Origin of the sequence: Companilactobacillus paralimentarius (assembly GCF_963227125.1) — a bacterium.
Classification (GTDB): domain Bacteria; phylum Bacillota; class Bacilli; order Lactobacillales; family Lactobacillaceae; genus Companilactobacillus; species Companilactobacillus paralimentarius.
Window position 1 is genome coordinate 2198159 of sequence record NZ_OY724131.1, and the last position, 15028, is coordinate 2213186.

Consider the following 15028-nt stretch of genomic DNA (forward strand, 5'->3'; position numbering starts at 1 on the left):
TAGATATTCTATTGCCGTCTTCCACAAAAATTGGGAATGCCTTGGAACGCCATGGGCACGATTTGAAACTAATAATCTTACACTTTGTGTAAGATTATGGATTTCCAAAGTCGGCCTCATTGTGAGTGGCTATGCCACTTACAATGATTTCATGGCTGAAGGCATTCCCAATTTTTGTTCCAGACTAAAGAGTATTTCAATTTTTAATCTGAGAAATATGATTTGGCTTCTTTCATACCAATATTTCCAAACTAAAATTAATTTTATTATATGCTCTTCGATATGGATTGTTTTCTTGTCTTCTTTTCGTTAACATCCCTAGCATCCCTGAATTGTAAAAAGGGTCAACACTATTTCTTTCTCAATTGTGATTAGTTTTCCACTCTATCCACACAATATATATACATCCATTCCAAATAGAACTGTTCTCTAGTCTGAAGTAAAAGTTGAAAATGGCACTTTACACCAACAAAAATAGCACCTATCGGAAACTACCCAATAGATGCTATTTATTTTGTCCCACAAAGGAACTCTATTTTTGATTCTTAATTTCTTGAATTAGCTTAGCTTGTGCTTCGGCCTTAAATTCTTTTTGAGCTTGTTGAATAACTTTCTTTTGCTCAGCTGATGTCATAGTTGGATTTGCTTGCATTGCTTTGGCTACTGCTGCCTTCACGTAAGTTTGTCCTTCTTGTTTCATTTGAGCTTTGAAAGTTTTACTCTTCATTTTCTTTTGTAGTTGACTAGCTTGTTTTGTTGTCAAAACTAACCAATCATTTCCAACTTTGAAAGTATTTTTTTGTTTAACAAATTCTTTGTTGTTATCAGAAATTCCAAAGAGGAATGAGTAAAAACCATTCTTGTATTCCCAACGAGTTGTTTTCTTTGTTAATGTGGCGGCTGAATAATTTCCAGTCTTTACTACGTTCTTAACATTTACATCAACTTTAGTTGTTTGAGGTTTCTTAGCTTTAGCAGTTTCAGGGGTGCGATAAACATAAACGCTCTCCTTGCCACTTGTACCCAACTTTTTCTCTAAGAGTAAATTAGATCCCTTTTGAACTGATTGAATTTGATAAGTCTTTTCATTGGTTACTTTTTCCATTCCAAAATGACCATATTCATTTGAAATCAAAAGTACCAAACTTATGATGAATAAAGTGATAAATGTGAATGATAGTCCATATCCCACTTTTTTATTCTTTAAAAAGACAGCGAAGAAATATGCTAATCCTGCACAGATTAAAATTGTAATTAAAATCATTATTCTTCACCTGCCAATTCTGTTTTCTTCAATTGATCAGTATCGATTGTCTTTGATTTAGCACTGCCCTTAACCATAAACGTGATCAAGAAACCAATTAAACAAAAGACAATAGCAACAGCAAAGGCTGCGTGATATCCACTCAATGTAGCGTTGAAGAATTTATCTTTATACTCTAATGGTGTTGCTTTAAGAATGGCATGTCCTGGTTTTAAGTTGTTTGTAACATTAGTCAAGACACTGACCAAGATAGCTGTACCCATAGAACTGAAAACTTGTCTAACAGTATTATTAACGGCTGTACCATGACTCATCAAGTTGAATGGCAATGCATTCATACCATCAGTTGTAACAGGCATCAAGACCATTGAAATACCAAACATACGAATCATGTATAGCACAACGATATCTAAAACAGGTGTACTCTTTGTTAGGAACAAGAATGGAATTGTACCGGCTGTTAACAAGAACATACCCATACGTGCCAAATCTTTTGGTCCATATTTATCAAAAGCATTACCAGTAATTGGACTCATAACACCAATCATCAAGGCACCTGGTAGTAAGGTTAATCCAGAATGGAAAGCTGACATACCTTTAACGATTTGTAGGTACAATGGAAGCACCATTTCAACCCCGACCATGGCCATGTTAGTAACTGATGACAAAGCAGCCGCAATTGCGAATTTCTTTTCTGTGAAAACACGTAATTCCAAGAATGGTGTATCCATATGTAATTGGCGATAACCAAATAATAGGATGAAAATAATACCAACGACGATTGAGCCAATAACTTTCATTGAACCCCAACCATCATCACCAACAGATGAAAAGCCATAAAGAATGGCACCAAAACCAAGTGTTGATTCAAATAATGAAAGCACGTCTAATTTAGTACGGCGCGTTTTGATAACTGGACGCATAAAGAAGAATGCCAAAATCAAAACGATGATGACAATAGGAATGATCATTCCGAAAAGTTGTCTCCATGAAGAGTTATCAATAATGAAACCTGAAAGTGTAGGTCCAATAGCTGGAGCAAGTCCAATAACTAATCCACCAAGACCCATGGCGGCACCACGTTGATTAGCTGGGAAAATTGATAACATAACCACTTGCATAAGTGGCATTGTAATACCAACACCGACAGCTTGAATAAAACGTCCGGCTAAGATAGTACCGAAGTTTGGTGCTGTGAAACACATAATTGTACCGACTAAGAAAGTCGACATTGCGATAATATACAAAATCTTTGTACTAAAATTGTTACTTAACCAAGCAGTAACAGGAATCATAATTCCATTAACCATCAAAAATCCAGTTGTTAACCATTGAACGTCAGAAGTAGTAACGCTAAATTCCTTCATCAAGGTTGGAAAGGCAGTGGTTAAAATTGTACCGTTTAAAACAGTACAGAATGTACCAACAAGAAGCACTAAAACCAAAAGATTACGGTTAAAGGGTTTCCCGTGTGCATCCACGATTGCTTTATCATTATTCGCCATAATAACAAAATTCCTCTTCTCTATAATTATTTAGAAGGTATTTCGATATCATCAAGGTTCTTGTAAACCTTCATCAAAATATTTTCTAATTCTGTTTGTTCCTCAGAAGTTATGCCTTTAAAGATTGCATCATTACTCTCACTGAAAGCCTTGCGTACTTCACCATAAAGCTCTGAACCTGCTTCAGTAATGCTAACAATCTTCTTACGACGATTATTAGGATCAGCATGCCGGGATACAAATCCGCGATCCTCAAGTTTTTTTAACGAACGGGCAATACTGGCACCATCAAACAATGTGATTTCACCAATTTTATCCTGACTACATTCATGTCTTTTATAGACAATGGCTAGTAAAATACTTTCAAAAGCATTTAAATCTTCTTTTTTCAAATAGCTAGCTGCGATTCGCTTCCTGATCATCGTATATTTCATCACGAAACCAATCAAATTATAGTCATCCATAAATCTACCTCATTTTCTTCAAAAAAAACTTTAATTTTTTTAGAACAAAAAATATGCTACACCCGACTCTTGATAAAATCAAGAGTTAAGCATAGCATTTTTCTGTAAAAGCGTTTTTATTTTCAGAAACTAGTCAAAATAGTTAACACCAATTGCTTTTCTAACTTCTGTTAAAGTTTGGTTAGCAACGATGTTGGCGTTGTCGCTACCCTTTTTGAGAATATCGTAAACACCAGGAATATCCTTTTCATATTCAGCACGACGATTACGGATTGGTTCTAGAATTTCTTGTAGAACATCATTCAAATAACGTTTTACTTTAACATCTCCTAAACCACCGGCTTGATATTGTGCCTTTAACTCAGCAATCTTGTCTGTATCTGTTCCAAAGGCATCTAAATATGTAAAGACAGTGTTACCTTCAATCTTACCTGGATCTTCAACGTGAATGTGATCTGGATCAGTATACATAGACATAACTTTTTTAGTCACAACATCAGCAGGATCTGATAAGTAGATACAATTACCTAGTGATTTACTCATCTTGGCGTTACCATCAATACCAGGTAATCTACCTTGGCCCTTAGGTGGGAAGACACCTTGAGGTTCAACCAATGTATCAACATTATAAGTGTTATTGAAAGTACGAACTATTTCACGAGCTTGTTCCATCATTGGTTCTTGATCATCACCAACAGGAACTGTGTCAGCTTTGAAAGCTGTAATATCAGCCGTTTGACTAACTGGATATGTTAAGAATCCAGCAGGAATACTTTGTCCAAAACTCTTTTGTTGAATTTCTGACTTAACAGTAGGATTTCTTTCCAAACGAGAAACAGAGACAAGATCAAGATAGTACATTGTCAATTCATTTAGTGCTGGAATTTGTGATTGTACTAAAATATTAGTTTTGCTTGGATCAATTCCTACAGAAAGATAATCAAGCGCAACTTGAATCAAACTGTTACGAACTTTTTCTGGATTTCTGGCATTATCAGTGAAAGCTTGCATATCAGCAATCATGACAAACATTTTGTATTTGCCTTCATTTTGAAGCTTAACACGATTCTTCAATGAACCTAAATAATGACCAATGTGCAATTTGCCTGTGGGACGATCCCCTGTCAAAATAGTATTTGTTTTCATATTTTTCCTCCTGGATTCATTAATGCAAAAACATTTTTGAGATGGTATAATGGCTCTTCATAAAAAAAGCGCCCTATTATATTAAATAATAGGACGCTTATACGTGGTGCCACCTGTTTTGTAAAGTATACTCTACCGCTCAAAGTTATAAGGTAACTAACCATACCCATTTCCCAAAACAAGGTTGATAACTTTTTCAGCCATGAAGTTATTCTCTAAAAGCAACTACTTGAATTAGTACTCAAAAATGCTTATGCTTTAATGTACTCTAATTGCTATTAGCATAATTAAAAAACGACAAATTGTCAACGAGAGGTATTTTAATGACGATCAATCAATCCAAAGAATCAGAACAAAAGCGTGTCGATCAGGTTGCTGGAAAAATCGAACGACAGATTGAACGTGTTGATGCTAGTATTGCACAAGCGCACAAAGAAACTAGCCGTATCGAACGTAATTACGGAGAAAATACCAAAGTTAATACCACTGAAGTCGACGACCAAATGGAAACTAACGCTTCTGTTCAACAGCAGAAACAATTGGTTGCTTTAGCCGTTGAAAATGAAAATATTTTGAATTCAAACCGTCTCAAACTGGAAAATCTTCAAGGTTCTCCTTACTTTGGACGAATTGATATTGTTGAAGATGGTGAGGAAGACACGCTTTATATAGGCACTTCTACACTTCAAGATGACGATGGTGAATTCTTAATTTACGATTGGCGAGCTCCTATTTCCGGTATTTACTATAACGGTACTTTAGGAAAAGTCACTTATCCCACTCCCAATGGCACTGCTGAAGTTGAATTAAAGAAAAAGCGTCAATTCCAAATCGTCCATAATAAAATTCGAAATATGTTCGATACTAATGAAACCGTTGGTGATGAAATTCTCCAATCAGTTTTGAGTGAATACAGCGATGAATATCTAAAAAGTATCGTTGCAACTATCCAGCATGAGCAAAACATCATTATCCGTGATACTCGTTCCGATGTTCTTTTAGTTCAAGGTGTAGCTGGTTCAGGTAAGACTTCAGCTATTTTACAACGTGTTGCTTATCTGCTTTATCACAGCCGTACAACAATGAATGCTGACAATATTGTTCTCTTCTCCCCTAATAAATTATTCAGTAATTACATTTCCGAAGTTCTTCCTAGTTTGGGTGAACGAAACATGCGCCAAGTTACTCTCAATGAGTTCATTTCACTACGTCTAACTGGTGTTCAAGTGGAAACACTCTTCGAACGTTATGAAAAAGATGAACGTAATCTGCCAGAGACAACTATCAAAATGCGTTTATACAAAGAAAGTGGTGACTTTCTAGAACACTTGGAACAATTAGAAAACGATCATCGTGAACATACACCATACTTCGAAGATATTATTTTTGAGGGTAAACCGTTCTTCACTGGGGACGAAATTGCTGAAATTTATCAAAGTACCAATCCGGCCTACCACATTCCCGACCGTTTTCTAAAAACTAAGAACGCTTTGATCAAGCGTCTCCAAAGAAGGATTCATGAGGATCGAAATGAAGATTGGGTTCAAGCTGAAATCGATAATTTGTCTGATGAAGATTTTCAACAAATCATTACAGATCATAATATTGAAGAATCGGCCAACCAACGTGAAATTATCGCTGAAGAGTTTTTGCGTGAACGTTATGCACCAATTTATAACGCTCTACTCAATAATTACTTCTTTAATCCTTACAAGGAATATCTTTTCTTGCTTAATGAGACGCAACAAAGCTTGGTCTCTGACAGTGTTTGGCAAACTATGATTGAATCAATTGATAACCAAATTGAGGCCCATAAATTAAACCTTAGCGATTCGGTTGCCATTCTCTATTTAAGAGATTTTGTTACCGACGGTGGTATCAATCATGCTATTCAACACATTTTTATTGATGAAGTTCAAGACTACACAATGGCTCAGTTAAAATACATTTCCCACGCTTTTCCTAATGCTAAAATGACCTTGTTAGGCGATCGTTCACAAGATGTTTTGACTAGTTCTTATCGTAAAAATGATTTGGTTACTGAGGTTAATGAACTATTCAAAAAGAAACGTATCACTACTATTACTTTGAACCAGAGTTATCGTTCAACTGCTGAAATAACTAATTTTGCCAAGAAATTATTACCCAATGGCGATGAAGTCAAAGCTTTTTCCCGTCAAGGCGAGGATCCTGTTATCAAAGTTTTCAATAATGATGACTATTATCAAGGCTTGAAAGAAACAGCTAAAGAATTGAACAAAAAATATGACACTGTTGCGATTTTGGCCCGTAATCAGGCCCAAGCTGAACAAATTTACACCCATTTCAGTGACGAATCCATCGTTACATTAGTTGATGCTGATTTCCGTTCCATTCCTAAGGGAATTTTGATTTTACCAATCTATTTGGCTAAGGGACTTGAATTCGATGCTGTTATTGGCCACGATATTTCGGCTAAAAATTATCCTGACCTTCGTAGTACTGACGTTTTGTACACAATCTGTACTCGAGCAATGCATAGTCTAACTCTGTGCGTTGATGGCGAATTGTCACCTTTACTCCAAAAAGAACCTCAAAATTTAATTTCTGAACACTAATTTTGGACAATATAAAAAGTCGGCCTTTGTCTGGTCGACTTTTTTGATGTTCTTTTTTAGATAACCAATGTGCCTGACAATATAGTGGAAACGAGCTACGCAGGGACAACTCCTGCTTCGCTCTCTCTATATTATTATGGTTCCAACTGCGGCACTGACCATGGCTACAAATATCGCCATTTTTTCATCTTTGGTGTACAAATATGTTAAAGCATAACACCAACCTAGAGCCATCATCATTAAGAACTGTAAGATTGACCCTGGTAAACTAATTACTCCGGCTATAATTCCACTAAAAATAATTCCCATTACGGCGCTGTATGCTGAACTTTCTCTAAAGAAGTAATTGAAGAAAAAGCCTGTTTGCACCAATTGCTGCTGAACCGCAACAACAAAGACGTTCGCAATCATATTAAATACAAATACTTTTTGATCAGAACTGGCTATATCATCATTTTTGAAACTTGGTAATTTCCCAGTTACTTGTAAATAACTAACCATAATTCTTAACAAGCAAACCATTACGATCATCAAACTAACTAGACCGATGTTAGAAACTAGTGAATAGGCAAAGCCCTCTGCTGTATCTGAAAATGATTTTTCCTCACGGACATATTTTCTAATCATTAAAAACAGGGTGAAAAGTCCAATTAGGAAAAATATAACGGTAATCGGTATATTCAAACCCTTTTGGGTGGCAGCCGCGTTTTTAAACATCAGTGTAACAATAGAAAACACTATCCAAATTATATATCTGACAAAATCTGTACTTGGGGATTCTCCTACGCGCATAATAAATTCTTCCAATCAATAATTTTACTTTGCCATTATATCATACGCTAATACTTCATTTTAGAGGCGTTTTACATTATTATGGAGAGAGCTACTTAGGGGAGAATCTGCTCATGGATAAAAAACAACGGATTTTTTATTTAGATTTTATTCGTGTCATCGCTATTCTTTTAGTTATATTTATACATGTATCAACGATTGACACTACTAAACATATTGGAACTACCGACTGGCAAATTATAAAAATGCTTAACTATTTTGCCCATATCAGTGTCCCTATTTTTTTTATGATTTCTGGTACTTTAATTCTTAATAGTCCAAAAACTTTATCTTTAAAGTACACTTGGCAAAGAAGAATTCCTCGAGTTGTCATCCCTTTTATTATTTGGTCAATAATTTTACCAACTGTTATCAGCTTGACATCGAATTTACTATCAACTAATGATGTCTGGGAACGACTGAAATTCATCCTTAACAAACCAACTATTCCTGTTTTCTGGTTTATGTATCCTTTAATTGGAATCTACATTTTGGCTCCAATCATTAAAACTTTTGTCGATAATGCTAGTCTCAAGATGTTATTTTATGTTACTAGTGTTTGGTTAGTCACCTGTTCCTTGTTACCATCACTCAACGTTATGATGGGAAAAGATATGAAGCACGTTTTCCAATTATCACCAGTTTCAAATTTTTTATTGATTGGTGGGTTTACTGGTTATTTTATCTTAGGGTATTTATTGAGTCATATGGATTTTAGAAATATTAGTAGTTTCGCCTTGTTAACTTTATTTATTGGAATTGGAACTTTTGGGAACTTCTTTTCAGAATCTGTACCTAAAACTTTTGATAACAATAATAGTTACTATGTAACTTCTCTTTTCATTCCCATTATGTCGATTGCAGCTTTTATCTTATTACAAAAATGGGGAAGTAATATACGGTCCAGGGGGACAATTAACTTTTTTGAAAGTCTAGCACCTTTAGTTTTCGGAATTTATTTATTACATTATTTAGTCATATTTTTCATTGAACCGTGGTTTTTTAAAAATGTCGATCTTCGTGGCATTTCTGCAACTTTCCTTCGTTATATTGTCGTAATTATTATCACTACAGCAATTATTTGGTTAGTCAGTTTTATTCCTGGTATTAATTACTTACTCACTGGTCATACAAGGTCAAAAAAATAAACGATTTCCAAATGGAAGTCGTTTATTTTTTTGTGTTAGTTTTTCTTAGTCTTGGTCGTCTTTAATAAAAAACCAAAGATAATTAAAACAATTCCTGCTATAGTTGCGAGGATACTTGAAGCTTCACCAGTCTGTGGTAATGCTCCAGCTTCATCAGATGTACCAGTAGTTGGTAATTCTGATTCGTCCTTGTTGCCAGCAGTATCGGGTAATAAACCTTCTTCAGCATTACTTTCAGATTGACTACCTTCAGAACCACCATTGATTAAGTTTTGATTGCCATCTTCTTCAGTTGTTGCTTCCTCAGAATCAGAATCTTCTTCCTCTTCTTTGTCGGTATCTGGAGTTACTGTGCTGCCACCATTATCTTCCTCACTAGGTTTTTCTTCATCAGGTGTACCACCATTGTCACCAGTATCTGTGGTGTCATCTTCGTCTTCATTGTTATTTTCTTCAGGATTTTCAGGATCTGTGGTATTTCCTTCGTTATTATTGTTTTCATCGGGATTTTCAGGATCAACACCTAGATTACCATCTTCGTCAATATCCATATCTTCTTCTTCATCAGGTTCTTCAATATTAGAACCATCATTCTCATCTGGTTTCTCTTCATCAGGTTCTTCACCTTCATTAGGGAACCAATCTACTTCACCAGGTATAACAACTGGTTTTTCAAACTCAGTTTCAATATCTGAATTGTCCTGCAAATCCCATCTATGAGTCTCTCCACCAAGAACATTTACTTTATCAGCAACTATATTTCCATCTAAGTTTTGATGAATATTTATAGTAGCATCAGGAGCTAAGATACTACCTTGGAATGGACGATTAATCTCAATGTCACCAGCAAATTGATTATCCGATGCACTACTATCATAGAAGTTCCACAATAAATGATTATCATCAAAGAATTCAGTTTCTTGATTAGGACGTTCAACGTTGTTAACGCCATCACCATGGTTATAAATCAATTTAATCTGAGAATTAACATTAAGCGGATTAACACCCTTACCATCAACATTAATGATAATAGTAGTACCTCCCTTATCAGAAGATAATCCAGCAATAGTAAGAGGTGTATCCATATCTAACACATCTGCATCAAGATCAATGACAATCTGATTATTGGTAGGTTCGTAATTTTCCAAGTTGATAACACGCTGATTACGATCTGGAAAATCACTATTCTTTATACTTACAGTAGTATGACTATTGGCCAAATCAGAGGATGTTTGTTCTAGCTCTTCGAAATATTCCTTAAAATCAATATACTTATTTGTACCTTTATCTTGATAAATTTCATCGTTATCCAGATGATCAATCTTTATTTCATTAACTGATGGATTATTACCATTCTCACCTAACTTAATATCGTTATCAACTCCAAAGATAACCTTATTTGATCTACTATCAGTTTTATTAACAAACGAACTGTTTGCTAAATTGTGTACATTTTCAACGTACGAAATATCTTTATCTATTAATTTGTCTTCAGTCACATTAGTTCCAAAGTTTACATTGCCATTGAGATTTCCAACAGCGACATTACCATTAGTATGAGCATTTAAAGTTGCTTCATTAGCAAAAATATGAAATTTAGATGCATATCCTAATTTATTGTTAGCAACATCTGGAAAATCTTCAGAAACATTTCCCCCATCTTGAACATCGTTATTAACAGATTGTGTAGCTACTCCACTAGTAGAACTTTGAGTAGCAACTGGTGCTTGAGCTGTAGCTGAACTTTGAGCAGATGCAGTTTGTGCTGCATTTGTTGAACCTGCTACATTTTGATTCTGCACTGTATTTTGTGTAACTGCTCCCTTAGCAGTTTGTGCTGCATTATTACCACTAATCTGGCTTTGATCAGTTTGATTATCAGTACTTTGAGTTGTTGCCGTTGCACTGTCTGTTTCATCAGCATTTACAGTTGTAGCACTCATCCCTGTTAGCACTACCGCACTTATAGCAACACACGACAAAGCCCATTTTTTCCCTTTTCTCATTAACATAATCAACTAAATCTCCCTCGTTGAATTCAGAATAATAATTATTATTATCTAATAAAAATGGTAATAATTATATTTATGTCGATTATTGCTCTACTATTTTTTATTGTCAAATAACGATTTATTTAATGAGAATTAATCATTTTTTCAATTTTAAAGTTTCAATAATTGCGATTCCTAACGCTATAATAGAAATTATTCCTAACCCTGTAAAACCAACCGAAGAATATAAAATTGCTCCAATTAATGAACCTAGGGTTAATCCTAAGTAGAGAAATGAACTATTAAAGGACATTACCGTTGAACGTTTATCCGGCACAACACCCACAATATAAGTCGTTAAGGCTGTAACACCCAAGCCTTGAGCCAAAGCTAACAATATAAGAAAAATTATTATTCCCCATAACTGGTTTTGGCAAATCACCAACCCTAAAATAAAAATCATTGAGAAGAAACCATTGAGAATGACATCTTTCATAGCTCCTATTTTAGACAACAGGTGACCTCCGCAAAAGCTGGCAATAAAGTTGCTTAAACCATAGGCAATAAAGATATTGCCCGTTTGAGCTGTATTAAAATGAAAATTTTGATTCAAAAAAGTCCCCAGAAAAGTATAAATTAAATAGAACCCAAACATCCAAACCAAATTAATCGACAACGAAAGTAAAGCTCTTTTTGACTTAACCAAGGTTTGAAAGCTAGCTAAATACTTTAATTTCTCCTGACCATTCATTAAATTGGGAACGACTAATAATAAAACGACAAAGGCCACTAACGTCAATAAGATCGAACCCCAAAAGGCCATATGCCAGTTAGATAACTGTGATAATAATGTGCCCATAGGCACGCCGATAGCAATTGACAAGGATAAGGCTGACATTGTAATTCCCATTACAACATTCAATTTCTTACCCGAAAAATAGCTCCCCACAGTTGCCCAAATATTAGGCATTGTCACTGCTGCACCGATTCCTGCTACAGCTCTGCCAAAATAAAAGATTTTAATATTAGCGGCTTGTGCACAGATAAAACTACCTATTAGAAAGATTAATAATCCGACTATTAAGAGTTTGCGCTTATTAAATTTGTCTCCCAAAGGCCCGAAAAATGGACTCCCGATGGCGTAACACAAAGCATAAATAGTCACTGATAATGCTGCTTGCGAGGTTGTCACAACATAATCTTTTTCAATTGCTGGTAACAACGGCGAAATAATGAATGAATCGGCTCCAATAACGAAGACAACCAGGAATAAACCAATAACCAGCAAGATATCTTTAAATTTATAAGTATCATTTTGTTTCATAATTAATACTTCTTTCTAAATTTAATAAAAATTATTCTTAAGCATCTGCAATATAAATCCACAAATAAAAAAGTACAATACGGGAATTTAATGATACTAGGTATCAAAGAATTCCCGTATTGTACTTTCAAATTATTAGGTTCTAAACTGTTCTGATGATACAATTCAGCTGAATTTAACTATTGGAGGCCGATTATGGTTGCAGCTGAAATGAGCACTAGACATGGCGAGCGTTGTCCCTTGGACAGTACTCTCAAGATTCTCTATGGTAAATGGAAATCCATTATTCTTTGCCGATTAATGCAGCAAAAGGAGATGCGTTATAGTGAAATTCTTCAAACATTGTCTGGCTGTACAAGACGTATGCTTTCTTTACAATTATCCCAACTAGAAACCGACCACATCATAAAAAAAGAGATCGACACATCGTTTGTACCCATTAAAACCAGTTATCACTTAACCGAATTGGGACAATCACTCGTGCCGATCATTAAAGAAATGGATATTTGGGGACAAATGTACCTAGACACCCTATGTAAAATAAAGAATAGTTAAACTAACTTCTTGATGTCGTGGTTCAGAATCATTAATTGTGAGCCACAGAAAATTAAAACCAATCCTGTCAGTAAAATATCGATTCCGCTCAAAACAATCAAAACTGTATCCTCTAGATCTCTCATCATATTTAGAGAGAAATAAAGATAGACGACAATAATTGGAATAATAATTACGAGATAAATAACATTATAGACATAACTCTTGTTGAAAATTAAATTTAAATCTAAATTGTATTTTTGTGTTTTCATATCCATCACGTGAAAATGACGATCAATTAAATAGATTAGTCCTAAAGGATAGAAACCTAGAAGCATATTGTACAAAAGTTGCATGCGTATTCTCCAATGTATTTGATAATCTAACACTATCGATTTAAAAAAAATGGAGCAAGCAATTTTGACAATACTTTTATTTAGTTAACTTACTTATGAATATAATTATTGTCTATCCTGAGTTCCTAACGCAAAGACGGCCACACAACCGAATCCAGTATGACTGGAAATCGTCATACCAATAGGATTGACCTGAATATCAGCTTTAGGAATTTGACTGACAATATGTTGCTTAACCAATTCAGCTGCATCCCAGTCACCACTAGTCGTAATAATAATTGGTTGATCAGGATCATTTTGAACCGCTGTTACTACTTTTTCTGCCAAGGTTAACAGCGATTTTTTTCGTGTTCTAATCTTTGAAACAAAGCGTAATTTTCCTGCGGGATCAACGTCCAATAATGGCTTTACTTTAAGTAGCGTTCCCAAAGTGGCTGAAGCTCGGGAAATACGACCGCCGTGATAAAGATAAGTTAAATTATCAACTGTGAACCACTGTTGTAAACGTAACTTGTTTTGGTCAAACCAGGAAACCAAATCATCCAAGCTGGCACCAGTCTTTTGTAATCTGATTGCTTCAAGAAGCAGACGGCCTTCACCACCACTAGCTGCTAAAGTATCGACAATACGAATATCAGCTTCAGGGAAGTCTTCTAATAGGATCTCTTTGGCTTGACGAGCACTAGACATTGAACCGCTTAAACCGCCGGAGAAGCCTACATAAACGATGGCCATTTTCTTTTCTACATACTTTTTAAAAAATTCCAAGTATTCACCAACATTTACTTGTGTCGTAGACGGTAAAACTCCTGCTTTAATTTGTTCATAGAATTTATCTAATGAATAACTCTTGCCGAAATCATTGACGAGCTCTTTCCCATCAATTTCTGTGTGAAAATAAATTGCCTTAACATTATTTTCTTCCAAAAACTTCGCTGGCAAATCACATTCTGAGTCAGTTAAAATTTGATACATTTCATGTCCCCCTACAAAGGTTCCTCTAAATTCATTCCATAATAATACCATTTATCAAAATAATATACATTGCTTCTATACTTCTATCTGAGTTCATAATAACAGTAAAGATAGATTTAAAATATCATTTTAGAATTTTTTACATATATTTCAAAAAACAAAAAAGCACCTAAATGCTGGTTTAACAACATTTAGGTGCTATGAAGTTTATAACTGACGTTCTTAAAAAGCCGTCTATCGGATTTGAACCGACGACCCCCACCTTACCATGGTGATGCTCTACCTATCTGAGCTAAGACGGCAATACATCTCCTACATTTTATCAAACTTATATCATGTAGAAAATGCTTTTAATTAAAATGCTTCAATAATTTCGGCGATACCTGTAGCAAAGAAGAAGAATGCCAACATAAAGACAATGAATCCTCCTGCTAATACTGGATTGAACAATAGAATGATCGCAAACAACAGGTTCAAACAAGCCAAAATTACAATGAAGATGTAGTACTTTCTACCGAAGAAATGGTAAAAACGAGATGTCAGTATTTGCAAAACCGCATCTAGTAAGAACCAAATAGCAAACATGTAAACAATTGCTACAACTCCGACTTGTACGTGAGCGACAAAAATAATACCGATAATAATATCAACAACTGCTCCAAAAATGGTCCATCCACTTCTAACGCCTAAAAATTTAGTCATTTGAGAACCGAACCATAATTGATAAACTCCTCGTAGAATGGCGAAGAATCCGAATAATACGGCAATAGTCGACAAACTTCTCAATGGATACCAAGTTACTAAATATCCAGCGTATAAAGAGATTAAACCAATAATAAAACCAAACCAATCAAAACGTTTCTTAGGTTGACTCATATTTCTACCTCCCTTCT

13 protein-coding genes and 1 tRNA gene are annotated in these 15028 nt (G+C 35.0%); 3 read left to right on the top strand and 11 right to left on the bottom strand.

Annotated features, from left to right (window positions below; all coding sequences use genetic code 11):
• Nucleotides 1-532 precede the first annotated feature (532 nt).
• From ACI6PB_RS10870 to trpS, 4 genes are all read right to left on the bottom strand, one after another.
• The gene (locus ACI6PB_RS10870) at nucleotides 533-1264 is read right to left on the bottom strand and encodes a DUF4811 domain-containing protein (protein ID WP_404327409.1); all 732 of its coding nucleotides are present in this window, start codon (nucleotides 1262-1264) and stop codon (nucleotides 533-535) included.
• Nucleotides 1264-2769: an MDR family MFS transporter gene (locus tag ACI6PB_RS10875; protein ID WP_404327410.1), complete on the bottom strand. Its 1506-nt coding sequence runs from the start codon at nucleotides 2767-2769 to the stop codon at nucleotides 1264-1266. Before ACI6PB_RS10875 ends, ACI6PB_RS10870 begins: the two co-directional genes overlap by 1 nt.
• Before the next feature lie 26 nt (nucleotides 2770-2795).
• The gene (locus ACI6PB_RS10880) at nucleotides 2796-3233 is read right to left on the bottom strand and encodes a MarR family winged helix-turn-helix transcriptional regulator (RefSeq protein WP_025084360.1); all 438 of its coding nucleotides are present in this window, start codon (nucleotides 3231-3233) and stop codon (nucleotides 2796-2798) included.
• 129 nt (nucleotides 3234-3362) lie between these two features.
• On the bottom strand, nucleotides 3363-4379 hold the full coding sequence (trpS, locus tag ACI6PB_RS10885) for a tryptophan--tRNA ligase (protein ID WP_309510715.1): 1017 nt from the start codon (nucleotides 4377-4379) through the stop codon (nucleotides 3363-3365).
• A 323-nt stretch (nucleotides 4380-4702) separates the two neighbouring features.
• Here trpS and helD point away from each other — a divergent pair, with 323 nt between their 5' ends.
• The gene (gene helD, locus ACI6PB_RS10890) at nucleotides 4703-6976 is read left to right on the top strand and encodes an RNA polymerase recycling motor HelD (RefSeq protein WP_404327411.1); all 2274 of its coding nucleotides are present in this window, start codon (nucleotides 4703-4705) and stop codon (nucleotides 6974-6976) included.
• A 126-nt stretch (nucleotides 6977-7102) separates the two neighbouring features.
• Here helD and ACI6PB_RS10895 read toward each other — a convergent pair whose 3' ends face one another.
• Nucleotides 7103-7768 (bottom strand): type II CAAX prenyl endopeptidase Rce1 family protein, encoded by a 666-nt coding sequence (locus ACI6PB_RS10895; RefSeq protein WP_404351071.1) that lies wholly within the window; start codon nucleotides 7766-7768, stop codon nucleotides 7103-7105.
• Between the two features lie 113 nt (nucleotides 7769-7881).
• Here ACI6PB_RS10895 and ACI6PB_RS10900 point away from each other — a divergent pair, with 113 nt between their 5' ends.
• Complete coding sequence (locus ACI6PB_RS10900) at nucleotides 7882-8955, top strand: acyltransferase (RefSeq protein WP_025085222.1); 1074 nt, start codon at nucleotides 7882-7884, stop codon at nucleotides 8953-8955.
• A 35-nt stretch (nucleotides 8956-8990) separates the two neighbouring features.
• On the opposite strand, the gene ACI6PB_RS10905 is transcribed toward ACI6PB_RS10900, so the two are convergent.
• Complete coding sequence (locus ACI6PB_RS10905; protein WP_025085221.1) at nucleotides 8991-10967, bottom strand: collagen-binding domain-containing protein; 1977 nt, start codon at nucleotides 10965-10967, stop codon at nucleotides 8991-8993.
• A gap of 136 nt (nucleotides 10968-11103) precedes the next feature.
• Nucleotides 11104-12270, bottom strand: a complete 1167-nt coding sequence (locus tag ACI6PB_RS10910) for an MFS transporter (RefSeq protein ID WP_025085220.1) — start codon at nucleotides 12268-12270, stop codon at nucleotides 11104-11106.
• Between the two features lie 195 nt (nucleotides 12271-12465).
• On the opposite strand from ACI6PB_RS10910, the gene ACI6PB_RS10915 reads away from it, so the two are divergent.
• Nucleotides 12466-12825 carry a winged helix-turn-helix transcriptional regulator gene (locus ACI6PB_RS10915; protein ID WP_404327413.1) on the top strand — a complete coding sequence of 120 codons (360 nt, stop codon included), beginning with the start codon at nucleotides 12466-12468 and terminating at the stop codon, nucleotides 12823-12825.
• Here the strand turns inward: ACI6PB_RS10915 and ACI6PB_RS10920 are convergent.
• The 4 genes from ACI6PB_RS10920 to ACI6PB_RS10935 form a co-directional block, all read right to left on the bottom strand.
• Nucleotides 12822-13160, bottom strand: coding sequence for a hypothetical protein (locus tag ACI6PB_RS10920; protein ID WP_025085218.1), 339 nt, complete (start codon nucleotides 13158-13160; stop codon nucleotides 12822-12824). The genes ACI6PB_RS10915 and ACI6PB_RS10920 overlap by 4 nt on opposite strands.
• Before the next feature lie 105 nt (nucleotides 13161-13265).
• The gene (locus ACI6PB_RS10925) at nucleotides 13266-14135 is read right to left on the bottom strand and encodes a DegV family protein (RefSeq protein WP_025085217.1); all 870 of its coding nucleotides are present in this window, start codon (nucleotides 14133-14135) and stop codon (nucleotides 13266-13268) included.
• A gap of 228 nt (nucleotides 14136-14363) precedes the next feature.
• Nucleotides 14364-14437: transfer RNA gene (locus tag ACI6PB_RS10930), tRNA-Thr, on the bottom strand.
• Nucleotides 14438-14489: 52 nt separating this feature from the next.
• Nucleotides 14490-15011: an HdeD family acid-resistance protein gene (locus tag ACI6PB_RS10935; RefSeq protein WP_025085216.1), complete on the bottom strand. Its 522-nt coding sequence runs from the start codon at nucleotides 15009-15011 to the stop codon at nucleotides 14490-14492.
• Between the last annotated feature and the right edge of the window lie 17 nt (nucleotides 15012-15028).